Source organism: Gluconobacter roseus NBRC 3990 (assembly GCF_006538885.1).
GTDB classification, from domain to species: domain Bacteria; phylum Pseudomonadota; class Alphaproteobacteria; order Acetobacterales; family Acetobacteraceae; genus Gluconobacter; species Gluconobacter roseus.
Genome location: NZ_BJLY01000002.1, coordinates 610,306 through 635,157 on the forward strand (window position 1 = coordinate 610,306; position 24,852 = coordinate 635,157).

At 58.4% G+C, this 24,852-nt stretch carries 26 protein-coding genes and 1 tRNA gene; 10 read left to right on the forward strand and 17 right to left on the reverse strand.

Annotation, left to right across the window (positions count from 1 at the left end; genetic code table 11):
* Window positions 1-5: 5 nt before the first annotated feature.
* From plsX to GRO01_RS06770, 3 genes are all read right to left on the reverse strand, one after another.
* Window positions 6-1,115, reverse strand: coding sequence for a phosphate acyltransferase PlsX (plsX, locus tag GRO01_RS06760; RefSeq protein WP_062510112.1), 1,110 nt, complete (start codon window positions 1,113-1,115; stop codon window positions 6-8).
* Between the two features lie 72 nt (window positions 1,116-1,187).
* On the reverse strand, window positions 1,188-1,400 hold the full coding sequence (gene rpmF, locus GRO01_RS06765; RefSeq protein WP_062510111.1) for a 50S ribosomal protein L32: 213 nt from the start codon (window positions 1,398-1,400) through the stop codon (window positions 1,188-1,190).
* A 154-nt stretch (window positions 1,401-1,554) separates the two neighbouring features.
* Window positions 1,555-2,136 (reverse strand): DUF177 domain-containing protein, encoded by a 582-nt coding sequence (locus GRO01_RS06770; protein ID WP_062510110.1) that lies wholly within the window; start codon window positions 2,134-2,136, stop codon window positions 1,555-1,557.
* Between the two features lie 107 nt (window positions 2,137-2,243).
* On the opposite strand from GRO01_RS06770, the gene GRO01_RS06775 reads away from it, so the two are divergent.
* Window positions 2,244-2,816, forward strand: coding sequence for an outer membrane protein assembly factor BamE (locus GRO01_RS06775; RefSeq protein ID WP_062510109.1), 573 nt, complete (start codon window positions 2,244-2,246; stop codon window positions 2,814-2,816).
* Window positions 2,817-2,832: 16 nt separating this feature from the next.
* Here the strand turns inward: GRO01_RS06775 and GRO01_RS06780 are convergent, their stop codons facing one another.
* The 4 genes from GRO01_RS06780 to def are packed head-to-tail and all read right to left on the reverse strand — an operon-like array spanning window position 2,833 to window position 5,894.
* Window positions 2,833-4,224 carry an ATP-binding protein gene (locus GRO01_RS06780; RefSeq protein ID WP_062510108.1) on the reverse strand — a complete coding sequence of 464 codons (1,392 nt, stop codon included), beginning with the start codon at window positions 4,222-4,224 and terminating at the stop codon, window positions 2,833-2,835.
* Window positions 4,202-4,900 carry a response regulator gene (locus GRO01_RS06785; RefSeq protein ID WP_062510107.1) on the reverse strand — a complete coding sequence of 233 codons (699 nt, stop codon included), beginning with the start codon at window positions 4,898-4,900 and terminating at the stop codon, window positions 4,202-4,204. Before GRO01_RS06785 ends, GRO01_RS06780 begins: the two co-directional genes overlap by 23 nt.
* A complete protein-coding gene (locus GRO01_RS06790) occupies window positions 4,897-5,385 on the reverse strand; it encodes a MarR family transcriptional regulator (RefSeq protein ID WP_062510105.1) in 489 nt (162 codons plus the stop codon). The genes GRO01_RS06785 and GRO01_RS06790 overlap by 4 nt, the downstream gene beginning before the upstream one ends.
* Entirely contained in the window at window positions 5,382-5,894 is a 513-nt protein-coding gene (gene def / locus GRO01_RS06795) for a peptide deformylase (RefSeq protein WP_062510104.1), read from the reverse strand. The genes GRO01_RS06790 and def overlap by 4 nt, the downstream gene beginning before the upstream one ends.
* 188 nt (window positions 5,895-6,082) lie before the next feature.
* Here def and rpsU point away from each other — a divergent pair, with 188 nt between their 5' ends.
* Window positions 6,083-6,286, forward strand: coding sequence for a 30S ribosomal protein S21 (gene rpsU, locus GRO01_RS06800; RefSeq protein ID WP_011251722.1), 204 nt, complete (start codon window positions 6,083-6,085; stop codon window positions 6,284-6,286).
* Between the two features lie 119 nt (window positions 6,287-6,405).
* Here the strand turns inward: rpsU and GRO01_RS06805 are convergent, their stop codons facing one another.
* Genes GRO01_RS06805 through GRO01_RS06830 form a run of 6 tightly spaced genes read right to left on the reverse strand, consistent with a single transcriptional unit; the run spans window position 6,406 to window position 13,465 of the window.
* Window positions 6,406-8,523: a prolyl oligopeptidase family serine peptidase gene (locus GRO01_RS06805; protein WP_062510102.1), complete on the reverse strand. Its 2,118-nt coding sequence runs from the start codon at window positions 8,521-8,523 to the stop codon at window positions 6,406-6,408.
* Window positions 8,524-8,575: 52 nt separating this feature from the next.
* Window positions 8,576-9,442, reverse strand: a complete 867-nt coding sequence (motA, locus tag GRO01_RS06810) for a flagellar motor stator protein MotA (protein ID WP_062510097.1) — start codon at window positions 9,440-9,442, stop codon at window positions 8,576-8,578.
* A gap of 26 nt (window positions 9,443-9,468) precedes the next feature.
* Window positions 9,469-10,404, reverse strand: coding sequence for a flagellar motor protein MotB (locus GRO01_RS06815; protein ID WP_062510095.1), 936 nt, complete (start codon window positions 10,402-10,404; stop codon window positions 9,469-9,471).
* Between the two features lie 49 nt (window positions 10,405-10,453).
* The gene (locus GRO01_RS06820) at window positions 10,454-11,878 is read right to left on the reverse strand and encodes an ArnT family glycosyltransferase (protein WP_231490350.1); all 1,425 of its coding nucleotides are present in this window, start codon (window positions 11,876-11,878) and stop codon (window positions 10,454-10,456) included.
* Window positions 11,865-12,971, reverse strand: coding sequence for a glycosyltransferase family 2 protein (locus tag GRO01_RS06825; protein ID WP_062510092.1), 1,107 nt, complete (start codon window positions 12,969-12,971; stop codon window positions 11,865-11,867). Before GRO01_RS06825 ends, GRO01_RS06820 begins: the two co-directional genes overlap by 14 nt.
* An 11-nt stretch (window positions 12,972-12,982) precedes the next feature.
* Window positions 12,983-13,465: an Lrp/AsnC family transcriptional regulator gene (locus GRO01_RS06830; RefSeq protein ID WP_062510091.1), complete on the reverse strand. Its 483-nt coding sequence runs from the start codon at window positions 13,463-13,465 to the stop codon at window positions 12,983-12,985.
* 99 nt (window positions 13,466-13,564) lie between these two features.
* Between GRO01_RS06830 and trxB the strand changes: the two genes are divergently transcribed.
* Both trxB and GRO01_RS06840 read left to right on the forward strand, forming a co-directional pair.
* The gene (gene trxB / locus GRO01_RS06835) at window positions 13,565-14,539 is read left to right on the forward strand and encodes a thioredoxin-disulfide reductase (protein ID WP_062510089.1); all 975 of its coding nucleotides are present in this window, start codon (window positions 13,565-13,567) and stop codon (window positions 14,537-14,539) included.
* Between the two features lie 118 nt (window positions 14,540-14,657).
* Window positions 14,658-15,557 (forward strand): LysR family transcriptional regulator, encoded by a 900-nt coding sequence (locus GRO01_RS06840; RefSeq protein ID WP_062510553.1) that lies wholly within the window; start codon window positions 14,658-14,660, stop codon window positions 15,555-15,557.
* A 438-nt stretch (window positions 15,558-15,995) separates the two neighbouring features.
* On the opposite strand, the gene GRO01_RS06850 is transcribed toward GRO01_RS06840, so the two are convergent.
* The 3 genes from GRO01_RS06850 to GRO01_RS06860 all read right to left on the reverse strand — a co-directional run bounded on the left by GRO01_RS06850 (window position 15,996) and on the right by GRO01_RS06860 (window position 17,841).
* On the reverse strand, window positions 15,996-16,301 hold the full coding sequence (locus GRO01_RS06850) for an integration host factor subunit beta (RefSeq protein ID WP_062510086.1): 306 nt from the start codon (window positions 16,299-16,301) through the stop codon (window positions 15,996-15,998).
* Between the two features lie 40 nt (window positions 16,302-16,341).
* Entirely contained in the window at window positions 16,342-17,286 is a 945-nt protein-coding gene (gene sppA / locus GRO01_RS06855; RefSeq protein ID WP_062510084.1) for a signal peptide peptidase SppA, read from the reverse strand.
* An 87-nt stretch (window positions 17,287-17,373) separates the two neighbouring features.
* On the reverse strand, window positions 17,374-17,841 hold the full coding sequence (locus tag GRO01_RS06860) for a MucR family transcriptional regulator (RefSeq protein WP_062510082.1): 468 nt from the start codon (window positions 17,839-17,841) through the stop codon (window positions 17,374-17,376).
* Window positions 17,842-18,327: 486 nt separating this feature from the next.
* Here GRO01_RS06860 and GRO01_RS06865 point away from each other — a divergent pair, with 486 nt between their 5' ends.
* Window positions 18,328-19,308 (forward strand): UdgX family uracil-DNA binding protein, encoded by a 981-nt coding sequence (locus GRO01_RS06865; RefSeq protein ID WP_231490348.1) that lies wholly within the window; start codon window positions 18,328-18,330, stop codon window positions 19,306-19,308.
* Between the two features lie 27 nt (window positions 19,309-19,335).
* Complete coding sequence (locus tag GRO01_RS06870; RefSeq protein ID WP_062510078.1) at window positions 19,336-21,579, forward strand: FUSC family protein; 2,244 nt, start codon at window positions 19,336-19,338, stop codon at window positions 21,577-21,579.
* Between the two features lie 25 nt (window positions 21,580-21,604).
* Here the strand turns inward: GRO01_RS06870 and GRO01_RS06875 are convergent.
* Window positions 21,605-21,694, reverse strand: a tRNA-Ser gene (locus tag GRO01_RS06875).
* A 290-nt stretch (window positions 21,695-21,984) separates the two neighbouring features.
* On the opposite strand from GRO01_RS06875, the gene rplU reads away from it, so the two are divergent.
* The 4 genes from rplU (at window position 21,985) to proB (ending at window position 24,843) form a co-directional block, all read left to right on the forward strand.
* Window positions 21,985-22,299, forward strand: a complete 315-nt coding sequence (gene rplU, locus GRO01_RS06880) for a 50S ribosomal protein L21 (RefSeq protein WP_011251736.1) — start codon at window positions 21,985-21,987, stop codon at window positions 22,297-22,299.
* Window positions 22,300-22,332: 33 nt separating this feature from the next.
* Complete coding sequence (rpmA, locus tag GRO01_RS06885) at window positions 22,333-22,599, forward strand: 50S ribosomal protein L27 (RefSeq protein WP_008851550.1); 267 nt, start codon at window positions 22,333-22,335, stop codon at window positions 22,597-22,599.
* Between the two features lie 100 nt (window positions 22,600-22,699).
* A complete protein-coding gene (gene obgE, locus GRO01_RS06890; protein ID WP_062510076.1) occupies window positions 22,700-23,710 on the forward strand; it encodes a GTPase ObgE in 1,011 nt (336 codons plus the stop codon).
* Entirely contained in the window at window positions 23,707-24,843 is a 1,137-nt protein-coding gene (gene proB, locus GRO01_RS06895) for a glutamate 5-kinase (protein ID WP_062510074.1), read from the forward strand. Before obgE ends, proB begins: the two co-directional genes overlap by 4 nt.
* The last annotated feature ends 9 nt before the right edge of the window (window positions 24,844-24,852 follow it).

The following is a 24,852-nucleotide window of genomic DNA, read 5'->3' on the forward strand; positions in this document are numbered from 1 at the left end:
TCTTTTCAGCTCACAGGTTCAGGGGCGGCCTTGGCAGATACGGGAACAGCCGGTTCGGCAGCCCCCATTCCCAGCTGCTCCAGACGGGCACGGATCTTGTCGTTCAAATGGTGCGTGACAGCATCCATGGCAACATCAACAGCAGCGGCAAAGCTCTCACCGTCCGCGCCACCATGTGATTTCACGACGATGCCGTTCAGACCGACAAACAGTGCTCCGTTATAGCGTCGGGGATCGATCCATTCCCGCATGCGTTCGAGGCCGGGCTTGACCAGAAGATAACCCAGGCGGGTCAGCACATTGGTCTGGAACACGCGCTTAAGAAGGCTGAAGGCCAGCTTGAGAGCACCTTCACCGGTTTTCAGCGCAATATTCCCCGTAAAACCGTCCGTCACGACCACGTCCGTGGTTCCTGCCGTGATGTCGTGACCTTCGACGAAGCCATGGAACTGGGCGCCCAGCGGACTGGCACGCAGCCGTTCGGAGGCCTGACGCAGGCGCTCATCACCCTTCAGTTCTTCCGAACCGACATTGAGAAGACCAATTGTGGGGGACGGAAGACCAAGAGCTGCCTGCGCGAAAGCCTCGCCCATGATGGCAAACTCAACCAGGTTCCGGGCATCGCAGGCGATGTTCGCCCCGAGATCCAGCATCACGATATCGCCGCGAGCAGAAGGCTCAACGGCTACCATGGCAGGGCGGGAAATTCCCGGAAGGGCTTTGACGATGATCTTGGCCAGCGCCAGCATCGCTCCACTGTTGCCTGCAGAAACGACGCCACGGGCTTCACCGGCGGCGACAGATTCCATGGCCATACGCATGGACGATCCCCGGACGCGCAGCGCCGAAGTCGGTTTCATGTCCATGGGGATACTTGCCGCAGAATGGCGAATATCACACAGACGGGCAGCTTTGGGATATTTTGCCAGAGCCGGCTTAAGAAGGGCTTCGTCTCCGATAAGAAGAATACGGGCCTTCGGGTGCCGGTCGGCGGCCAGATCAAGTCCGGCGAGGACAATATCCGGAGCCCTGTCACCACCCATTGCATCGACGGCGAGGGCGTAAGGCCCGGAGGCCGCGATGTCACGTTCGGGCGTGACAGGCGCTTTGGTCATTGAGACAGTTTCCCGGACAGCATCACAGATGCGGGCCGCGCTCTCTAAAAGCTACGGACCCGCAGGTAGGGATCAGGCGCGGACGGCGGTCTTCAGGCCCTTGCCGCTGTTTCCAGCAGCGACCACTTCGCGGCCGTCATAATGACCACAGTGGCTGCAAACATGGTGCGGACGCTTCATTTCGCCGCAGTTCGAGCACTCTGCATGAGCTTCAACACCCAGGGCGTGGTGGCTGCGACGCATGCCACGACGGGACGGCGTAGTCTTTCTTTTAGGGACGGCCATGGCTTTTATGCCTCTTTCTGCTTCAGTGTCGGCACCCCTGCTCCGCTCCCCGCGGCATCCGGTGCCCTGTTGTTCGTCGTCTCGTAATTACGTCGAGTTCAGGCGGGGGGCTCTAGCAGAGCCAGGGGCAACCCGCAAGTCAGACGTGGGATTTTTATTCTTTCCTGCCCCCGTTTTTCAGCGCTGAAAGCGCCGAAAACGGATTGGGACGGCGTGGGCCATCCGGCCCCTCGCCAGACAACTGTGCCCCTTCTTCCCCTTCTGCAGGCGCCACGTCAACTGCATTTTCCAGACCGGCGCCGGGTTTGCGCGGATAGGGGTCCAGCATCAGGGCCAGCTGCTCGGCCGCCGCCTCACCGATATCGACGGCCTTGCCATCATGCGGAACCTCGTCCGGACCATCCAGATCAATGGAATCGATGTCGAATTCGTCTTCCGGCATATCGGCCGCAGGGATGAATTTCAGGAAGAAGGTCTCAGCCAGCACATCGTCGAAAGCTTCGGACGTGATGACACAGACCTGTGTGACCCTGGCAGAGAGGTGCCCTTCCGCAAGAACACTCCGGTTCTCGGACGGTGTCAGGCGGAAACGGCAGATCAGGGATTCAATCGCGGGAATTCCAAAGCGCGCCGCCAGCGCCTTGCATTCGGTCGGCGAAGCCTCGATCGTCTCTTCCAGTCCCGATCCCAGCCGATTGAAGGGGATGCGTCGGGAAAATTCGGGTGAATGGGACATTCAGGCACTCCAGCCCCCGGAATATGGGGGAAATCGTTGACATGCAGGCGCCGTTCGGGCACGCGCTCATTTGAGCGGTTCTCTTGCACAGGATAGTTTCCAGATCCATGAATAACGCATCTTCCCCGACGCCCCAAAGCAGAACACGCCTCCTTCGCCGTTTCGCACAGGCCGGCGTGGCATGTGTTCCGCTGCTGCTCGGCGGATGCTCGTTCTTCTCCCCGATTCCCGAACCGCGTGGTTCCCTGATCGAGAAGACCGATTACGCGCAGCTCGTTCCCGGAACCAGCACCCGCTCGGATGTGCTTGATCTGCTCGGTTCGCCAACCGCACATGCGACTTTCGATGACAACACATGGATCTACGTTTCCATGATCACGTCCCCGACGCCGCTGACCTTCCCGAGCGTGAAGAAGCAGCAGGTCGTGGTTCTGAACTTTGATAACGGTGGCGTCCTGCGCAAGATGGACACGCTGAGCAAAAAGAATGCGATGTATGTCGGCATGGTCGGTGCAAAGACCCCGACGCCGGGTACCAGCTCGTCGATCCTGCAGGAACTGCTGGGCAATGTCGGCCGCTACAACCCGATGAGCGGCATGAGCAGCCAGTTTGGTGGCAGCACGGGCCCGATGGGCGGTCAGGGTACCGGCAATGGCGGCGCCGGCAACTCGCTGCCCTAAGCTTCCGGACGCATGATCATTTCGGGAGGCTGAGCAGAACGCCCAGACCTCCCAGCGGGCTGTCCATCAGCCGGATGGACCCGCCATGGGCGTGAATGATGTCACGGACGATCGTCAGCCCCAGACCCCCCTTGCCATCCTGACTGCCGCTTGCGGCATTGAGCTCCGAAATGGCGGCGCGCCGGCTTGCAGACAGGCCAGGCCCGTTATCTTCAACCGCAATCTCGATATTCCGTTCACCCTCACGCAGGGAAAAACGCATGGCCCCTCCGTGCCGCCGGGCGTTTTCCGCAAGATTCGTCAGAACACGGCGCAAGGCATCCGGCCGGACGACGGCCTCCACACCCTCGCGCCCCTCAACACCGAGAACCTGTCCCCCTGCCCGCACAGTGGCAGCAGCAACATCATCCAGCATTCCCCTGAGATCAATCGCAACCGGCTCCTCCGCCCCCTCTCCACGGGCAAATGACAGATAGCTTCCAATGAGGCGTTCCATGTCCTCAATGTCCGTCACCATGTCGGACAGGTCCGGCCTGAGTGCCTCGGCGCGAATCAGACCCGTGGTCGGGATCATGGCAACTGTCAGGCGCAGCCGGGTTAGAGGTGTGCGCAGATCATGCGAAACACCTGCCAGAACAGCGGTTCTTTGCGCGACAAAGCGGTTGACCCGCGCCTGCATGCGATTGAAGGCAATGGCCGCCTGACGGACTTCACGGGCGCCCTGTGGACGGATGGGCCCCTGATCCCGCCCCATTCCAAAAAGTTCGGCGGCGTGACCGAGACGACGAATGGCGCGGACCTGGTTGCGCATGAACAGGCCGGCAATCAGAAACAGCAGGATGGAACTGCTCACCGCCCAGACGACAAACAGCCAGATCGGCCCAATATTCAGGCGCTTGACCGGCACCATGACAACCAGCACACCATCGGGAAGCTGGATGGAAGCGCGCACGGTCTGGGGATCTTCAGACCAGTCCACATCATAGGGACGACCAAGGTTCTGCCGGATGGAACGGGCGAAGTCATCGTCCATCGGTCCCAGCACATGATTGGTGCCCTGCCGGGTCAGCCTTTCACCAGCGTGAAATGAAAAGCCCAGCTGCGTGCGGGATGCCGCGTCCTGAAGGGTAAGTGCACGTTCAGCCTCGGACGGCGTATGCTCGATCATGGCCATGACCAGCGAGACTTCACCCGTAACGCCGTCCGAAAGGCGTCGGGACACCACGTTCAGATAGGTGCCGTAGAACAGGCCCAGCGCAATGGCCTGTGTCACGAGCAGCGGAATGAGAACGATCAGCATGGACCGCCCCATCAGGGAGCGCGGCAGAATACGCCTCAGGGGGCGATCCAGCTTCTGCCAGGTGTCGTCCCGCTCGATCGCCGGATCAGCGTCCCGGTTTGAGAACATAACCCTTCCCGCGCACGGTATGGAGAAAACGGGGCTCCTTGGGATCAGGCTCGATACGACGGCGCAGGCGGGTGACCTGAACGTCAACCGCCCGCTCGCCGATCTCATCCATTTCAAGAGCTCTGGCGATGGCTTCGCGGGAGAGAACCGTCCCGGGCTGGGCCGTCAGAACACCCAGCAGGGCCGCCTCGCCCCCCGTCAGATGTACCGGACCATGAGGACCGCTGAGCAGCCCACGCTTGACGTCAAATTCCAGCTCTCCCAGCCGCAGCATATCGGGCACTTCATCAACGACCGGCAAAGCAGGCACGACACGACGCAAATGGGCACGCAGACGAAGCAGCAGTTCGCGCGGCTCGAAGGGTTTGCCCAGATAGTCATCCGCACCGGCTTCCAATCCGCCGATCCGGTCCGCAGGTTCCCCCCGTGCCGTCAGAAGCAGGATCGGAAGCGACAGGCCGTCTTTCCGAAGACTGTTCGTCAGAGACAGACCATCTTCGCCGGGCATCGTGACGTCCAGAACAAGAGCATCGGGCTGGATGCGCTCGAGAACCTGACGTGCCGCCAGGGCATCAAGGGCCGTGCTGACACGATAGCCGTTCTCAGACAGATAGCGTTGCAGCAGCCGCAGGAGGCGCGGATCATCATCGACGACAAGAATATGTTCGTCGCTCATCGTGCAGGGCTTTCAGTTGAAACCTGAAGGGGCGCAAGGACACGGCGGAAACCTTCAACAGCTGTCATTCCGGCTTCACGATAGGCCCGGGTCATGACCTCGCGGATCATGAGGAACAGTTCACGCTCAAGCGCTTCTCCAGTCTCCGTCAGCCGCAGGGGACGTCTGCGCCGGTCGTGACGGTCCTCTTCCTGTACGAGCAGTCTGCGCTCCCGCAGATCGCCCAGAGCGCGCCCGAGTGACTGCTTGGTAATGCCAAGACTGTTCAGGAGTGCACCAGGCGTAATTCCCGGATGGGCGGCTGTCAGGAACAGAATGCGATGATGGGCCGGTCCCAGCCCCTTCTCGCGCAGCAGCGTCTCGCAGTCGGCATTCAGCGTCCGCCAGGCCAGCATCATGGCCTCATAGGACTGCCGGATCCGGTCTTCGCGCAGGTAAAGATGCGCCGTCGCGGAGGATGGCGCTTCCATAAGTCGGGAGGTCACCGGAGAATTTCCTCCACATATCCGAAGCGGTTAAAATCGGTGATGCGCTGCGGATAGAGAATGCCGTTCAGATGATCGTTTTCGTGCTGGAGGACATTGGCATGAAAACCCGTAGCTTCGCCTTCAACCACATCACCGTTTTCGTCCAGTCCCGAGTAATGCACATGAGCATATCGCGGCACATCAGCGCGCAGACCCGGAATCGACAGGCACCCCTCGCTGCAGATGATCATCTCGTCACCGACAGGCGTGATTTCCGGATTGATGAGAACGCGGGGCAGCAATGCATCTTCGGGATTCGCCACACGGTTCGTCGGAACGTGATAAACGAAGAGCCTCAGAAGCTGATGAACCTGCGGAGCCGCCAGTCCAGCACCGCGCGCATCCGCCATTGTTTCCATCATGTCCGCGATGAGAGACTGGATTTCCGGGGCTTTCGGGTCAGAAACGGCCTGTGCCACCTGATGCAGGACGGGGTTACCCATGCGGGCGATCTTGAGCAGGGCCATGAAATTGTCTGTCCTTCGAAAGAGGGTGGCATCCGGTCAGCCCAGAGTGCGCGTTGGGAAGAATCCATTCAAGCGCGGCTGAATGAATTGCGTTCCCGGCGGAAGGTGTGTTAAGGGCACCATCCTTAGTTGGAATGCCATATCACGGGTGGCGCTGAAGAGCGGGCCCATAAGGAGTTGACGGCACCGTGCAGGTTCTCGTTCGTGACAACAATGTTGACCAGGCGCTTAAGGCGCTCAAGAAGAAGATGCAGCGCGAAGGCGTGTTTCGTGAGATGAAGCTGCGTCGCCACTTCGAAAAGCCCTCCGAGAAGCGCGCCCGCGAAGCAGCTGAAGCTGTTCGCCGCGCCCGCAAGATGGAGCGTAAGCGTCTGGAGCGTGAAGGCTTCTAAGTCTTCCCGTCATCCGAACGGAAAAAAGGCCGCATCCTCAGGGATAGCGGCTTTTTTTATGCCTTGATTTCGCAATATCCCCTGCCCGCATCAAGCAGACAGGGAATGAATGGATAGCCTCAAGGCGCATCCATCAGTTTGCGGCTGAGATAGATTGCCTCAAGAGCACGCTCATGTGCGACTTCGGCGGCATTGACCGTGCCGGCATGACCACCCTCTACATCTTCATAATACAGGAAAGGCAGCTTCAGGCTCTCCAGCCGCGCTGCGAACCGCCGGGCATGGATCGGGCCAACCCGGTCATCCCGTGTTGACGTGAAGATGAACGGCTCCGGATAGGACACTCCGGCTTTCAGGTTCTGCAGAGGCGACATCTTTTCCCAGAAAGCGCGCGGCCCCGGTTCCGAGGTGCTGCCATATTCTGCGGCCCATGAGGCACCGGCTGCCATCTGCTCGTAATTCATCATGTCCAGAAGCGGCACACCAATGATCACTGCATTCCACAGATCCGGATGCTGGGTGAACTCTACGCCCGCCAACAGCCCACCATTGGACCGCCCACGCAGCCCAAGATGCTTGGGAGATGTAATATGCCGCGCCGTCAGATCACGCGCCACGGCGGCAAAGTCGTCATATGCCTTCTGGCGCCCTTCCCGACGCGCAACTTCGTGCCATGCAGGACCAAACTCGCCGCCACCGCGGATATTGGCCATGACATACACACCACCCCGATCGAACCAGGTAATCCCGAGATCAGGGTGATAGACAGGCAGATAGGACAGTCCGAAACCACCATAGGCTGTCATCAGCGTGGGACGGGCGCCATCCTTCTGCCAGCCCTTCGCATGAACGATGAAATATGGAATGGCCGTACCATCCGGGCTGGTCGCAGACATCTGCTCTACAACCAGACCAGACGCATCAAACAGATCCGGCTGACGATATAAAAGTTTTGTGGTCTGCGATGCCGTATCCAGCCCCCATAGCTGGGGCGGCTGAGTGAACCCTTCGAGCTGCAGGTAAGCCTTCGAGAGATTCGGATCAGACGAAACGATTTCTGCTGCCATATTGCGCGGCAACGCAATGGAATGCGAGGTCCAGCCGTTCTTTGCCTCATGGCGGAAAAGCTTCAGAACAGGCTGGACGTTATCGTACAGAACAACAACCAGACCGTCCTTGGTGACGGCCAGAGCGTCTCCCATTCCGTCTCCAATGGTCTGACGGGACGTAGGTGACAGGATAAGCTCCGGGGCCGCCGATCTTTTCAGGTCCAGAGCAACAATACTGTCCGCGTGAAACGTTTGACTGGGCAGTACCCAATCCTGCAGCAGATGAAAAACCAGCTGGCCATTCAGATAGGACAGGCTGTCATATTTTTCAGGAAGCGGCAGCCTGGTCAGCTGGTGAGTCTTCGGACTGAAAATACTGAGTTCCGTGTGAAAGAAATCCCGGTGACGGCTGATGAGAAAAAGCTGATGCCCTTTTTCATCACGCAGAGTTTCCGGCGACACATCCATATCCGAAATCTGCCCACGATAGACTTCGGTAGCCTGAGCCAGCGATTGTTCTCGGCGCAGCAATCGGACGGAATACGGATAGCCTGACTTGGTAAGCCCTGCGTCACCAGCCCCCCAGTCACGGGAAACGAGAAGCGTGTTGGCATCAACCCATGTGACGGTCTGTTTGCCAGAAGGCAGAACAAAACCATCCTTTACGAAAGCACCCTTCTGCGTGTCGTATTCCCGGACCACATGCGCGTCTTCACCCGCCCGGGACAGGGCCATGAGACAGAAACGTTCCTCCGGAACAAGACAGTCCAGACCTTCCATGACCCAGTTTTCATGCTCTGATCGAGCTAGGGCATCGAGATCAAAACGCGTTTTCCAATCCGGGTGACCGAAGCTAAAGGAAGTAGTCGAAGCACTACGCCATATCCCGCGGATATGGACATCATCCTGCCAAAAGTTCCAGATCTCCCCTCCCTGCTGGTGCGGCACGGCAAGACGCGTCGGGGACTGCTCTGCGGTCAGGATTTTCTGGTAGAGAGGCCTGTAGCGCGGGTCTGACGCAAGCGTTGCTTCAGTATGAGCATTCTGTGCCCTGACCCATTGCAGGGCTTTGGCACCGTCCGTCTGGCTTAACTCGGCTGGAGACGGCAGAGAAGATGTGCCCGCATAAGCCGCCAAAGGCAGAATGGAGAGAGACAGGCACAGCGCTCTCGCAAGAACAGGAAACATGAAGACCCTTTACGATACCGACGATATCGGCATCGTAAAGAAAGCTGGTAGATCAGGCCACAGCTGCTGCACTGACAGCTTCTTCAACCTCCTGGAAACTCGGCATCAGGTCGGAAGGAATGCTCTTCCGACCGATTTCTACGCTGACCTGCGGTGCGTTGCCCTGCAGATGCGCGACGATCACAGAGCGTACCAGATCAAGATAAGAGGCCTCTTCTTCAACCACACCACCCAGCCGACTGGCGATTGGTGCCACAATTCCATATGCCAGCAGGATACCAAGGAGCGTTCCGACAAGAGCGCCTGCAATCATCTCGCCCAGAATGATCGGGGGCTTGCTGATGGAAGCCATGGTCTTGATCACGCCCAGCACCGCAGCCACGATCCCCAGAGCCGGCAGCGCATCGGAAACAGACTGAAGCGCATGAGGGAGATGCATTTCCTCACGCATGTTCTTCTTGAGTTCATTCCCCATCACTTCATCCATCTGATACGGATCAGTAGCATTCATGCCCGCCATACGCAGATAGTCGCAGATGAAGGAGCAGACGTGTGGGTTGTCCCGGATTTTTGGAAAGGCCCCAAACACCGTGCTGCCCTGCGGATCCTCGATATGGGATTCCAAGGCCATGAAGCCCTTGGAAGATGCCAGTTTCGAGATATGAAACAGCAGGCTCAGGAGATCAACATAATCAGACCGGCTGTACTGGGACCCCTTCATGGCTTTCTTGACCCCGGCCGGAACATGCTTCACGGCCGCAATCGAATTGGCCATCAGAAAGGTTCCGACCGCAGCGCCCAGAATGGTCAGGAGTTCGAAGGGCATTGAAGAGACGAGAGGGCCGATAGCTCCTCCCGATGCCACGAACGATCCGAAAACACAGCCCAGAACAACAACCAGACCGATAATAATGAACATCCGAAAATTTCCTGACTGACTTGAATTTATTGAGAAATATCGGGCGACAGCACCAGAACGATGCGGCGGTTCCGGGGACTGAGAGGCTGGGCAGGATCAAACAGGTTTCTGTCAGCATAACCGCTGACGGATTTCAGGCGCCCGTCGGGAAAACCGCTCTGCACAACAAGGTCCCGCACTGCGACCGCACGGGCACTCGACAGGCTCCAGTTACTGAGCTGTCCGGGGCGATAGGGCGCGGCATCGGTATAACCAGCGATACTCAGTTTGCCAGGCAGTTTTTCCAGATAGGGCACAATGGCTTTGAGCAGTTTCACTGCATGCGGGTCCGGAGAAGACTGCCCCATCGCAAACATTGGGAGATGGTCTGAATCCGCAATCTGGATGTGCAATCCATCATCGCCGACCGTGACAGAAACCTGCGACCGTATATCCGCAAGTTCAGGCATATTACTGACGAGCGTCTGAATCTTCTTCGCAGCGGCAACCCGAGCCTCCTGCTCGGCTTTTGCGGAAGCGGGAGCAACGGGAGGTTCACCCGGCTGAATCTGGTTGTCGTGCAGCACGACAATCTGTGCCGTATGGACACTGGGAGCTTTTGCCGGATCTGTCTTTTGCTGGGTGCTGGCACCCTGGGACGGCTTTCCGTACTGATCCTTCCCCGGTTTCAGGGCAATAGGCTTTGTTTCCAGCGACACGGGTTCCGGTGCCGCAGGCAGCACATTCTGCATCGGCGGCGGCATATCTTTCCAGACGGCCATCGGATTGAAGAAATTGGCGATGCCCTTGCGCTGTTCTTCCGTTGTGGCGTTGATGAGCCACATGACCAGAAAAAACGCCATCATGGCCGTTACGAAATCGGCATAGGCGATTTTCCACGCACCGCCATGATGACCGCCTTCGACCACATCAAAACGCTTGATGATGATCTTTCGAGCTTCTTTGCCGTTCTGGTTGGACATCCCGCCTCCTGAATGATTTCAGTATGGCAGGGGAGTCTTAAGGAGAGGTTTAAGAACGGCCCGGAAGCGGCACACCTGAAACGAAATCCGGTGGGCTGACGGTGTAGCAGCGGATGGCCTGCCCACGGACTTCCCGACAAAGCATGGTGGTTTTCTCGGGCTGTAAACCGTGCCGCTGTTCCTCAATCTTTACCGCTTTTACAGAAACTGCAGCAGGAAGATGGAAAAGGTGCCAGCGCGGATCGGTCCCCAGGACCGGCAGGATATCCTGCGTAAATGACAGTCTCGCGGCCAGACCATAATCCTCAGCCGCCAAGGCAGTCGCACCCTCTGCCCTGGCCCTCAAGGCAAGCTGACGGGAGAAATCATCCCACCCCCCCGTCAGACGGAGCACGGGATCCCGATGCGGGATCAAATGCAGGGGAGAAAAAACAGCCTGAATGCAAACAATAAACGTTAGAACCACTCCGCTGACGACAGGCCAGCGGACACGCCAGTTCGCCTCAAGAGCAGCAAGGGCGAGAACCGGATAGATCACAGCGGGCCAGTTAGGCTGAACCCTGTCCCCGAATGCATGCGTAACAAACACAACCGCTGGTACCAGAGCCAACCATACCAGCAGTCGGTTACGCTTCAGACAGCCCCATATCCCGGCGCCGAACAGAACAAAAATGAAAGGCGTGGCCAAGCCGATCTGGCCACCCAGCAGTTCGCCCATAAACTGGACAGCACGTGCCGGATGCCAGTCCCCTGCCCGTCCACCCTGCCGCATGAAGCTGGCCCAGTGATGACTGGCGTTCCATAAAATGACTGGAGACATCGCCACAACGAGTGCCGGCACTGCAATCCATGGACCGGATTGTCGCCGCAGAGAGCGCGTTGTGAGAACAGCCCCTCCCAATCCAAGACCGATCAGGACAGCGGTGTATTTCGAATCAAAGGCAAGTCCCAGCAGAACGCCTGTTCCGATCCACCATGGCAGAGCCTCACGTGACGTCAGGTTCGGGTCGATCGCACGGCTCAGCGTGTAGAGAAACAGCGTGATGAAAAACAGCAGCGGCGTATCGGGCGTCATGGTGGCCGAACCAAGACCCAGCATAAGCGTCGCGTTCAGTACGAGCGCTGCTTTAAAACCGGATTGCGGCCATGGATGTGTCGGCAGCATTCGGCGGGCCGCATGATACAGCGCCCAGCTTCCCGGCAGAACAGAAAGCGGCCCGAGCAGACGCACACCCAATGGCGTATTCCCGGCAAACCACGTGCCAACATGGATCCACAGCGCCACCATGAACGGGTGATCCAGATAGCCCGGCTGAAGATTGCGGGACCAGACCCAGTAATAAGCCTCGTCCGGCGTCAGTGGAACACTCGCGGCAAGGGCAAGACGGATAACCGTCAGGACTCCCAGAAGCCCCCAGAACAGGCGGATCTGACGCGTCGTCTCAACCTCGCTCACCATTTCAGCGCCAGACAAGCGTGGAGGACACCGCATAATTCCAGACAACCCCGACAACGGCACCCGCGGCGGACGAGCGGTCCCAGTGCCCATGACCGGCACTATCCAGCATCATGCGCGCAATGCCGATATTGGCGACCGCACCCAGTGAGCAGACGGTCACGAAAATGATCAGGCCTCTCCAGAGTTTCGGTCCCTTGAGACGCCGGTCATGATAGGTGAAGCGGTTGTTGAGCAGAAAATTCGTCAGGATCGCAACAGCGGTGCCGACTAGCTGGGCCCAGGAAAAACTCAGCCCACAGACGCCCGCAAGATTTAGGACGGCCACATTGACGACGACGCCAATCAGCCCGACCAGCGCAAAAGCCATAAAACGCGTCGGCAGCCAGCCGCAGGTCAGCTTGTCGAACAGCATTGTCGCAAACTGGAGCAGAACCACCACATCAAGCTTGCTCTCGCCCGCCAGCCGCGGACGAAACACAAACGGCACTTCGACAATACGCACACTCTTTGGTGCAGACATCACCAGATCAAGCAGGATCTTGAATCCGGTTCCCGACAGACGGGGCAGCAGGGTTTCAAAGAGATCCCGACGCATGGCGAAAAAGCCGCTCATCGGATCACTCAGCGAATGTGGCATAACGGTTTGAGCCGCCCTGATCCCCACATCAGACAACAGGTGCCGCCATTTCCCCGCCAGACCGGCATTGTCCCCGCCCTCGACATGACGGCTCGCTACGACAATATCAGCGCCGCTCCGCAACTCCGAAAGCATGGTCCGCAGGACGGATTCATCATGTTGCAGATCCCCATCCATCACTGCCACCCAGGGCGCACTGGAAGACAGGATGCCTTCGATTACGGCAGAAGACAGGCCCCTGCGACCAACACGGCACAGCACCCGAACGCGTGGATCCTCGCGCGCCAGACGACACACCTCAGCGGCCGTACCATCCGGGGAATTATCATCAACGAAAATAACTTCCCATCTGCGCCCCTCAAGCGCGCTGTCCAGTGCGGCAACCATGGGTGCCACATTCGAGACCTCATTGTAGCACGGAACGATGACGCTCAGTTCGGCCGGAAGGGGCATCAGCCGGGAAGCCGTCATGGGATCAGCCGTCAGATCGGAACGCCGGCAAGATCACGGCTCGTATGAATGGTCTGAAGTGTCTGGACGCGGACAACATGCGGACTGTCGGTCAACAGGCGTGTCAGGGCGTTCTGGTGGGCAGCATCACGTGCGACGAGACGGACGAGGAAATCACCACCGCCACGGATCATGTGACATTCACGCGTTTCGGGCCACGCCCCAACCTGAGCTTCAAAAGCTTCAAGGACGCTCCCTTTCTGGCTCTCAAGACCAATCAGGGCATAGAAATTCAGCGACCATCCCAGAAGAGCTGCGTCCACCTCAGCGTGATAGCCCTTGATGATCCCCAGCTCTTCAAGCCGCCGGACACGCCGCAGGCAGGGTGGCGCGGAAATGCCGGTACGACGGGCAAGTTCCACATTGGTCATGCGTCCATCGGCCTGAAGTTCGGCAATGATCTGCCGGTCGATGGCATCCAGTTCAATCGGTGCGGGGTGCGAAGAAGCGTTCATTTCAATCCGACGTATATGGCAGGCGGCATGATCCGCAAAGATGGCACATGCGTCCGAAGTCTCTATATGAGGGGGTCAGATACCTACCGAGGACCTATCATGCCCGAAATCCATCACACAGATCTGCTGGTCGTTGGCGCCGGCCCCGCTGGCTATACGGCAGCAATCTATGCAGCCCGCGCAAGTCTGAAGCCGATTCTCGTCACCGGAATGCAGCCTGGTGGCCAGCTCACCATCACAACCGATGTTGAAAACTATCCCGGTTTTGCGACTCCCGTGCAGGGTCCATGGCTGATGGAACAGATGCGTGCACAGGCCGAGCATGTGGGAACACGCCTGATCTATGATCTGGTTACGCAGGCCGATCTGAAGAACGGGCCGGGCCCGGACGGGTATTTCCGGCTGATCGGAGATTCGGGCGATGAGTTCCGTGCCAGAACGGTTGTGATCGCAACAGGCGCACAGGCCAAATGGCTTGGCCTCGAATCGGAAAAGCGTCTCCAGCGTGGCGGCGTCTCGGCCTGTGCGACATGTGACGGGTTTTTCTATCGCGGCAAGACGGTTGCAGTGATTGGCGGAGGCAACACGGCCGTCGAGGAAGCGCTGTACCTGACGCATCATGCAAACAAGGTGCATCTGATCCATCGTCGGGACAGCCTGCGGGCAGAGCGTATCCTGCAGGAGCGTCTTTTCTCCAATCCGAAGATCGAAGTCCACTGGAACCGTGCCGTCGAGGAAGTCCTCGGAGCCGGAGAGCCGGAAGTCGTCTGTGGGCTCAAGCTGAAAGACACCCAGACGGGCGCGCTCTCAAAGCTCGATGTGGATGGTGTTTTCGTCGCCATCGGCCATACGCCGAATGCCGGTCCGTTCCGCCATGAAGTTGCCTGTGACGAAGACGGTTATATTCTGACCGAAAGCGGTGGAACGGAGACGTCGGTCAAGGGCGTATTTGCTGCTGGCGACATTCAGGACCGCATTTTCCGTCAGGCTGTGACAGCTGCTGGTACGGGCTGCATGGCCGCGCTGGAAGCTGAACGATATCTTTCTGGCATACCTGCCATGACAAAAACTTGACCCTCGCCTGTGCTTCAGACAGTTTCGTCCATTCAACGACATATCTTGACGGATAACGCCGGGACATATGGGTAAGAAGGACGAAGACCGTCGCATCGGCGAACGGGGAGAAAACCAGATGGACTGGGACAAGCTGCGGATTTTTCACGCCGTGGCGGAAGCCGGGTCCTTTACCCATGCCGGTGACCGGCTGGGACTGAGCCAGTCAGCGGTCTCGCGTCAGATTTCCGCACTTGAAGACGTCCTGCGCGTGCCGCTGTTTCACCGGCATGCGCGTGGACTGATCCTGACGGAACAGGGCGATGTCCTGAACCGTACGGTCCGGGAAGTCTTCTCGAAGCTGGCGCTGACCCAGGCCTTCCTGAGCGAAAGCAAGGAACGCGCGGCTGGAAAGATCAAAATCACCACGACAACCGGTTTTGGCCTGTCCTGGCTATCTCCACGACTGAACCGGTTTCTGGAACTGCATCCCGATATCGAAGTCACGCTTCTGCTCGAAGATGCGGATCTGGATCTCGGAATGCGCGAGGCGGATGTCGCGATCAGGCTTCACCCGCCTACTCAGCCCGATCTAGTCCAGCAGCATCTCGCCAATTTTCCCATGCCGATCTATGCGAGCGCCGATTACCTTGCGCGTCACGGCACACCACAGTCCCTCGCAGATCTGGCCAATCACCAGATCATCACCTTTGCAGGCTGGCATCTGCCGCTGCCAAATGTGAACTGGCTGCTGGATCTGCTGCGACAGGAAGGCGTGGCCCGACAGGGCAGCCGCCGACTGGCGATCAACAATATTTCGGCTGTTGCGAACGCCATTGCTGCTGGCACAGGCATCGGGTCCCTGCCCCTTTATGCAGCAACCGGTTACCCTGATTTAGTGAGAATCCTACCCAATCAGCAGGTGCCGCTGGTGGAAGCGTACTTCGTCTATCCAGAAGAGCTTCGCACCTCAAAGCGGATCGCGGTATTCCGGGATTTTCTTCTTTCCGAAATCAGCAATCTCAAGGGCCACGACTAGGACTGGAGGCTGAACCGCCTCCTACCCTCGCCGTCCGTGAATTGATGAACAGGCATGTACCCGATTGTTGGAGCGAAAAACCGCTTCTCCAATCGGAGCAAATCCACTTCCGTGTCCCAAATGCTTGGCATTATTAGGCATCTGCTCAAGTACAATGACACCTGATGCAAGGCGGTAACAAACTTTCGCCTGCGTCACAGACTGCGCTCTCGCAACATGCCGAAGCGCGCTTTTGCCCTGACTTTTGGCCAGTGCCGCTGTCGGAGCCATCACAGACACTCCGGACAAGGCCAGACTGGTAGCCCAGACAACAACAGCCAAGGAACGGGAAACAGAGTTCATGGCTGCAAGATATCGCACAACCAGCATCCTGAACCAGTCCTAACGGCCATGCATGATATTCTCATCGACATCTGATGCCGCGCGGACACAACCCGCTCAACTGCCGGATTTCTGGTCAGACAGACGCTGATTGACACGTTCCCTCAGTTCTTTGCCCACCTTGAAGAACGGAACGCTTTTCTCTTCGACCGGCACGACGTCCCCGGTCCGGGGATTGCGTCCCGTTCGCGCAGCGCGCTCACGGGGAAGGAAAGCTCCGAAGCCCCGCAGTTCAACGCGGTCCCCACGGGCCAGCGCCGCGCCAATCTCATCAAAAACCGCATGAACAATGCGCTCGATGTCACGGGTAAGAAGATGCGGATAAGCGGCCGCCAGTTCCGCAATAAGTTCGGATCGGGTCATGACAGTTCTTCCACCTGACTCCGCCTTCTGAAACAGACCATCAGAGTTGCAAAATCGCAACGGCTCCGTCAAGGCCTTCGCGATCAATCGCACTGGAGAAAGCACCGCCCAGAAGGCCTTTAAGCAGCGCTTTCCTGCCGGGCCATAGATACCAGGATCTGGTACGGTCCGAGATCAACGGCAGAACGGGATAGGATGCATTGCCGATATTCAGGCGCTTTCTGAGCCAGAGCCGTGCCACGTCTTCATCGCCCAGTTCATCCACCAGACCGAGGGCAACAGCCTGCTTTCCGGTATAGGCGCGCCCGTCAGCCAATGAGCGGACTTTTTCTTCACTCATATGACGACCGCTGGCCACCATGGAAACAAACTGCCCGAACAGGTCATTGACCAACCCCTGCAGCATCTGGCGCCCTTCCGGCGTCAGGGTACTTGTCGGATCCGTCTGGTCTTTCATGGCGCCTGACGTGATGGCGTCCACCCCGATGCCCAGACGACCAAGCCCAACCGAGACATCTGGCCGCTGGAAGATCACTCCGATTGAGCCTGTCAGCGTCGAAGGGAGCGCCACAATATGCTGGGCAGGCACAGAGAGCATATACGCCGCAGATGCTCCCATATCACCCATCGAGACAACAACGGGCTTGACTGCGGCAAAGCGGCTTACAGCTTCATGCAGACGCTCGCCCCCGGTAACACCCCCACCCGGACTATCGACAACGAGCAGCAGTCCAGTCACGTCCGGGGATGTCTGGGCCTGTTTCAACGCCTTTACCGTAGCTGAAACGTCATTTCTGATAATACCGTTAATGACGAGCCGGACGATATGCGGTCTGTGCCCGAAATTTGCTGCAGAAGGTCTTCCATGCCCTGCAAGACAGACAGAAACGGCAGTACAGAAGGCGACAAGCGCACCAATACGCCAGAACAGCAGTTGCCTGTGTTTTAAATAGCCCGCCAGAAAGGCATTGAATTCATTATTGATGGAACCGCTCCCGTTCCTGCCATCCGGGCTGGGTCAACTGACGATAACCCGCATTGAAGGAGTATCGTCAGCGGAACCCGGCAACCTTTAGTCTTCCTTCTTGGTCCGGCGACCGCGGGCACTTTCCTTCTTGCCCTCCCCGGCAGCGGCGCTGATCTTACGTCCCAGACCGATTTCACGGGCCAGAGCCGAACGACGCTGGGCATAGTTCGGTGCAACCAGCGGGTAATCAGAAGGCAGACCCCAGCGCTCACGATACTGTTCCGGCGTCATGTCATAGGCGCTCTGAAGATGGCGCTTCAGCATCTTCAGCTTTTTACCGTCCTCAAGGCAGATGATGTAATCGGGAAAAACCGAGCGCTTGATGGGAACCGCCGGCTGCGGACGTTCGGACTGCGGCTCTTCTTCCGGAACTCCAGCCTTGGCCAGAGCGTCATAGACCTGACGGATTAGAGCTGGCAGAGCCTCGGCTTCAAGAGCGCCACGCGATGCCTGCGCAGCAACGATCTTGGCCGTGAGTTCCAGGAGACCGGTATTGGAAGTGTTTTCGGACATGATATTTCATCCCTCTGCTCGAATGAATTTTTGCAGTTCTATAACGCCTGTAAACGATCAGGTAAATGCATTACGGAAATATTTGGCTTATGCCTTTTCCGACTCATTGATTATCACCATACCAAAATAACCCGCAAACAAAAATAGGTTAGCACAATTTCAGTAATATTCAGTCATACAACAGAAAACCGGGATAATGACATGAACGGCAAGATAGTGGTCCTTTCAACCACAAGTGATTTTTCCGGCTGGCGCGCATGGTCGAGAAAACTGCTTCATGACAGAGTAGCCGCAGACGAAATACGCTGGATAACAGAGGCTCCGGCCGACCTGTACGCTCCCTCTGCTACGCGAGTCCTTCCGGACGCACCCTCGACAACCAGCGTTCCGCGATCTTTAGCAGCCCTTTTCCCTGCAGTGTTTGCTTCTGAAGCTCCAGAGCGGTTTCAGTTACTTTATTTTACGCTTCAGGCTCTGCGTGATGGCGTGCCGATATCCGATGAACTCACTACACAGCTACAGGATCTCGCTGCGCAGACGCGGGACCGGGTCCTTGATCTTCGGTGCCAGATGCCAGATGCGCGCAATCCTGACTGGCAGATCATCCGCACATCTCATGCCTCCGCCTTGATCGACAGTCAGGCTCCAATTCTCTCAAACCTGAGACCTGCTCCATGGGTTATAACGGCTCCCGACCGGACCCTGTGTTGGGACGGTCAGGAATACCGTTTCGGTCCGGGGCTGGAAAAGAATATCGACGATCCGGCCGAACTCATTGCAACCGCACGTGAAATCGCTACAGCCGGGAGCCGCAATGCCTGGTGGGACGGAATTGCACCGGTGCGCCTGCATCCCGTAGCGTCCGAAATTGGCTCATCCGCTTCACTGGCCAGTCTCCGCGGCCAAGCTATCGATTGCCAGATGTGCGACCTCTGCGGCCCGGCCACCCGGACCGTTTCAGGAGAAGGCAATCCCGAAGCCAGTATTATCTTCGTTGGAGAACAGCCGGGGGATCAGGAGGATCTTCAGGGACGACCATTTGTTGGTCCCGCTGGACAACTGTTCGACCGGGCCTTGAAAGAAGCAGGTGGGAACCGGGCTGAAGCGTGGATCACCAATGCCGTCAAACATTTCAAGTTTGTTCCCAGAGGGAAACGTCGTATTCACCAGAAACCGGACTCGACGGAGATGGCCGCCTGCGCACCGTGGCTGGCGGCCGAACGCAAGGTTCTGTCCCCAAAGGTGACCGTGATGCTCGGCGTTACAGGCGCCAGCGCTGTTCTGGGACGGCACGTCACAGTGTCGCGTGAGCGTTCAAGGCATATTCCTCTGGAAGATGGAAGTATCGGACTGGTAACCGTTCATCCGTCTTATCTGCTCCGCCTTCCCGATGAGGAATCGAAGACACGCGAATATACAAAATTTGTAACCGATCTCAGAATGGCAATTTCCACTCTCGCCGGATAATGCTGTTAGGGCTAAGAAACTCCCGCAATGAGTGGCAGCACCATCTCCTCGGGACAACCGACTCCGGATAATACGACCTCACGGCCTGCACCTCTGCGGCCGCGCGCGCGTCCCTTTCTCGCATGGCTGTACGCACCCAGTGCCTCATCCGTCACCTTCGCCCTGCGCAATACCATTGCGGCCTGTCTGGCGGTGGGGATTGCGTTCTGGATGGAGCTGGATGATCCAGCCTGGGCTGCCATGACCGTCTGGGCTGTTGCCCAGACCAGCCGTGGCGAAAGTCAGTCCAAAGCGAAATGGCGTATCGTCGGGACCGTAAGTGGCGCGATTGCTGCCATCACCATCATGGCTGCCGCACCCCAGGCACCATGGATGTTCTTTCCCATGATCGCGGTATGGATCGGCCTGTGCAGCGGATTTGCGACATTCGTCAGCAACTTCCGCTCCTATGCCCTTGTTCTTGCAGGATATACCTGTTCGATCATCTGCATGGGCGCAGCCTCCAACCCTGACAATGTCTTCATGGTCGCAATGTCGCGCGGAAGCTACATTGTTCTTGGCGTGCTCTGTGAAGCTTTCATGGGGCTGATTTTTGCCACAAGTCAGGAAAGGCACGCCCGGGCACAGCTTCGGCAGAAACTTGAATCAGCGCTGGTCCTCGTCACGACGACACTATGCAGCCTTCTGGGTGAGGAGCGTGGCGCCCTCAATACTGCCCGTCGTCAGTTCGGCACGATCCTGACAATCAACGACCAGATCGAATTTGCTGAAGTCGAGATGGGTCCCCACGGCCATGAAGGTGATCATGCACGCGCCGCACTTGCCGCAGTCTCTGCGCTTCTGTCGCGCGGCTTCGGCATGGCGATGCGCCTTCAGGTGCTCAATCATGATCATCCGGCATTCACAAAAACCGCTGACGAGATCCTCGCCTTCCTGAAGCAGTTTCCGCAGCGCCTGCCCGATCAGAACGCCGTCCCTGCCCTGCTGGCCGATCTTCAGCACTTCCGTGATGTCTGCCGCCTTTATGCTGCGCCACATCGTGAGGGCGACGTCCGGACGGATCTTGAACCCATTCCCGGGCAGGAGCCATTCGATCAGACTGCCGAAGGCCAGGAAATGCAGCAGGGTCGGCTGGATGAGCGCATCCTGTTCGTCTCTTTGGGAGAACTGCTGGGCGATCTCGAACAAGCCATCAAGGAATATGAGGCCAGCACCCATCGCATCAAAGGCGATCATTTCCATTTCCAGCTTGAAACCCATCGCGATACGCGTGAAGCTGTCCATAACGGCCTGCGCGGAGCCTGCGCAGTCCTGATTACAGCCTATATTTACGAAGTAACGGCTTGGCCAAACGGCCTTGGTTTCATTGCAATCACGACGCTGGTCTGCGGCCTCTTCGCTACCAAGGAAAATCCCGTCCTTGGCACAACCGAGTTTCTGAAGGGCGCGGTCGCTGCCTATTTCATGGCATGGATCCTCGTTTTCGTGCTCATGCCGAAAGTCACGACATTCGAAACACTGGCACTCTTTCTCGGGCCCGCAATGTTCCTGGGCGGGCTGGCCAAAGGTAACCCATCCACGGCTGGCGGTTCAGCGGCGTATGGTCTGCTGCTTCCGGCCATGCTGGGGCTTGAGAACCATCACGTCATGAACGAAATTGCGTTCTATAATGGCAACATGGCAACCGTTCTGGCCGTGGCCGTCAGTGTCATCGTGTTCCGGAGCGTCCTGCCCTTCAGCAGCGACGCCGAGCGTTTCCGTCTGCGGCGCATCATGCTCGGAGAATTGCAGCATCTCGCCCATCCGGGCTTTACACCCCGTATCAGCGTCTGGATCGGCCGCAATACTGACCGCTTTGCCCGCCTGATCCGCCATGCTGGACCAACCCCTGCCCCGCTGATCGAGGCCTGTATTCTTGGAACGCTTGCAACGCTGACACTCGGCCTGAACGTTATCCGACTCCGCGCCCTGCTGGACCGTGAATACCTGCCCGAAAGTGCGCGACGCCCGATCCTGCTGGTTCTGCATTATGTGGAACAATCCACGAAGCGGCATGACAAGGCAGCCCGCATTGCAGAAGCCGCCGTCCGGAGATTGCGCGTTCTTGATGCACAGGAAACGGATCTGGTGACGCGCCTCGAACTGACACGCGCCATCACCTACCTCGTCGTCATTGCCTACACGATGCGGACAAACGAAGACTTCCTCGACGCCAGCAAGCCATTCCGGGGTGAGCGAAACAGCCGTCTGCTTAACTCGGGCCAAGGCTGATTGTTTTTGATGATTTAAAGTCGGATGGCGGAGAGGGTGGGATTCGAACCCACGGTACCCGCGAAGGCACAACGGTTTTCGAGACCGCCCCAATCGACCACTCTGGCACCTCTCCGTACGGCTCTGCTTTTGCGCGGAACCTGATCGACGGAGGGGCTTATGACGGGGTTTGCCCGACATTGCAAGAGGGTCCGAATACGTTCATGATAGAAACCTGTCTGCGAACGCGTTTTTTCGCCGTTTCTGATTGACTGGAACGTCTCAAATCTGTATCGACCGCGGCTGTTCCATGTCATTGCACTCGCTGGAGTGCATGGAGCCAACGACAAAAAGCGACTGGGCCGCGCCAGATCGGGTCAACCCGGCAGAAGCGGCCACGAGATCGGAACAGAGAGAGTTTCCAGAATGTACGCAGTCATCCGCACCGGCGGCAAGCAGTATCGCGTTGCTCCCGAGAGCATCCTCAAGGTCGAGAAGCTCGAAGCTGAAGCCGGCAGCACCATCACCTTCACCGACGTCCTGATGGTTGGCGGCGAAGGCACCCTGACCGTTGGCGCACCGCTGGTCGCTGGCGCAACCGTGACGGCAACCGTGGTTGCTCAGGATCGTCTGCCGAAGGTGATCATCTTCAAGAAGCGTCGCCGTCAGAACAGCCGCCGCAAGAACGGCCACCGCCAGCCGGTGACCGTCCTACGCATCAACGCGATCAACGCGGCCTGATCGGCCCGACACTCCAGGTAAGGATAAACAGCCATGGCACAAAAAAAGGCAGGCGGTTCGAGCCGTAACGGACGCGACAGTGCAGGTCGTCGTCTGGGCGTGAAGAAGTTCGGTGGCGAAAGCGTCATCGCAGGCAACATCATCGTCCGTCAGCGCGGCACGAAGATGAAGGCTGGCGCCAATGTCGGTATCGGCCGCGACCACACGCTGTTCGCTCTCGTGGACGGTCATGTGAAGTTCCAGCGCCGCGCAGAAGGCCGTGTCCACGTTTCCGTGGCACTGCCGGAAGCTGCTGAATAAGCAGCCCGCGTTTTCCAGCGCGAGCGGAAGGGGCCGGTCCTGTTCGGGACCGGCCTTTTTGCGTATAAAGCGCCCCTCACCTTTTCTTGCGGACAATACGATGAAGTTTCTCGACCAGGCCAAGATCTATGTACGTTCCGGTGACGGTGGGGACGGCGTGATCGCATTCCGGCGCGAGAAATACATCGAGTTCGGTGGTCCGGATGGCGGTGATGGCGGCCGTGGTGGCGATATCATTTTCCGCGCGGTTCCCGGCCTGAACACGCTGATCGATTTCCGCTACACGCAGCATTTCAAGGCCCGCAAGGGCGGCAATGGCGCAGGTTCCAACCGGACCGGTGCGGCTGCGGCCAATGTCACCATCAATGTGCCGGTCGGTACGCAGATCTTTGATGAGGACCGCGAGACCCTGCTTGCCGATCTCGATGCCGAGGGCAAGGAAGTCCTGCTGTGCCGCGGCGGCGATGGCGGCCTTGGCAATACCCATTTCAAGAGCAGCACCAACCGTGCGCCACGCCGGGCCGACAAGGGTTGGCCAGGCGAAGAGCGCTGGGTGTGGCTGCGTCTGAAGCTGATCGCCGATATCGGCCTCGTTGGTCTGCCCAATGCAGGCAAGTCCACTCTTCTGTCCGTCGCTTCCCGGGCCCGCCCCAAGATTGCCGATTATCCGTTCACGACGCTTCATCCGCAGCTCGGCGTCGTTCGGCTGAATAATACGGAAGAGTTCGTGATCGCCGATATTCCCGGCCTGATCGAAGGCGCCAGCGAAGGTGCCGGGCTTGGGGACCGCTTCCTCGGGCATGTGGAGCGTTGCGCAACACTACTACATCTGATCGACGGCACCGAAAGCCAGGTGGTCAAGCACTGGCGCCTGATCCGTAAGGAACTGGAAGCCTATGATCCTGTGCTTGCCGCCAAGCCGGAAATCATCGTTCTGAACAAGTGCGATTCCCTGACGCCTACCCAACGCTCCGCCAAGAAACGTGCATTGGCAAAGGCTTCTGGCGCGGAAGTGATGATGCTGTCCGGTGCCACGCAGGAAGGTCTGCCCGAACTGCTCCGGCTGCTTCAGGATCGCGTGACCGCTGCCAAAAAGGACCGGCAGGGATGACCGCTCCGGCTTCTGCTCCTCGTCTAGCGCAGGCCCGCCGGATCGTCATCAAGATCGGAAGTGCACTTCTGGTCGACTCCGCGAATGCAAGCCTTCGTCTTGAATGGCTGCAGAGCGTTTGCGCGGATATTGCTGACCTGCGCGCCCAAGGCGCGGAAGTCATTGTCGTGTCCTCTGGCGCGATTTCCCTGGCGCGACACCGCCTCGGCCTGACATCCCGCCGCCTGCGGCTGGACGAAAAACAGGCCATGGCCAGTGTCGGCCAGATCGGACTGGCACAGGGCTGGAGCGCGGCCCTCGCCGACCATGATCTGGTCGCGGCCCAGCTTCTGCTGACCCCGGACGATACGGAAAACCGCGAGCGTCACCTCAACGCGCGCGCCACGCTTCAGACCCTGCTTGACCTGGGCTGCGTTCCCGTCATCAACGAAAACGATGCCATCGCGACCGGCGAAATCCGCTTCGGCGACAATGACCGTCTTGGTGCACGTGTCGCCCAGATGACGGCTGCCGACTGTCTCGTGCTGCTATCCGATATTGACGGACTTTACACAGCAGACCCACGACAGGATCCATCGGCCCGGCATATCCCCGTTGTCGAACAGATGACGGATGAGATCATGGCCATGGGCGGCGAACCGCCACCGGGCTATTCATCCGGCGGAATGCGCACGAAACTTCTGGCCGCGCGAATTGCAACACGTGCTGGTGCAAACATGGTCATCGCTGCCGGACAGGAACATCATCCGCTGCGCAGGCTGCAGAATGGCGGTCCATGCACATGGTTTCTCGCCCAGACCGATGCTGGCTCAGCCCGCAAACGCTGGATCGGTGGAAGCCTCCAGCCCAGAGGCAGCCTCACGATTGACGCCGGAGCCAACCGCGCCCTTCAGGATGGAGCCTCACTGCTGCCAGCAGGCGTAACAGCGCTTGAAGGCACGTTTGGACGCGGCGACCTTGTCGTCATCCGTGACCCTGCTGGAGCCATCGTTGGACGCGGTCTGATTGCCTATGATTCTGAAGAAAGCCAGAAGCTGATCGGCCATCGTTCTGAAGAAATGGAGCAGCTTCTGGGATATCGCGGACGGGACGCCCTGATCCACCGGGATGATCTCGCGCTCGATCATCCCTAAATATCTCCG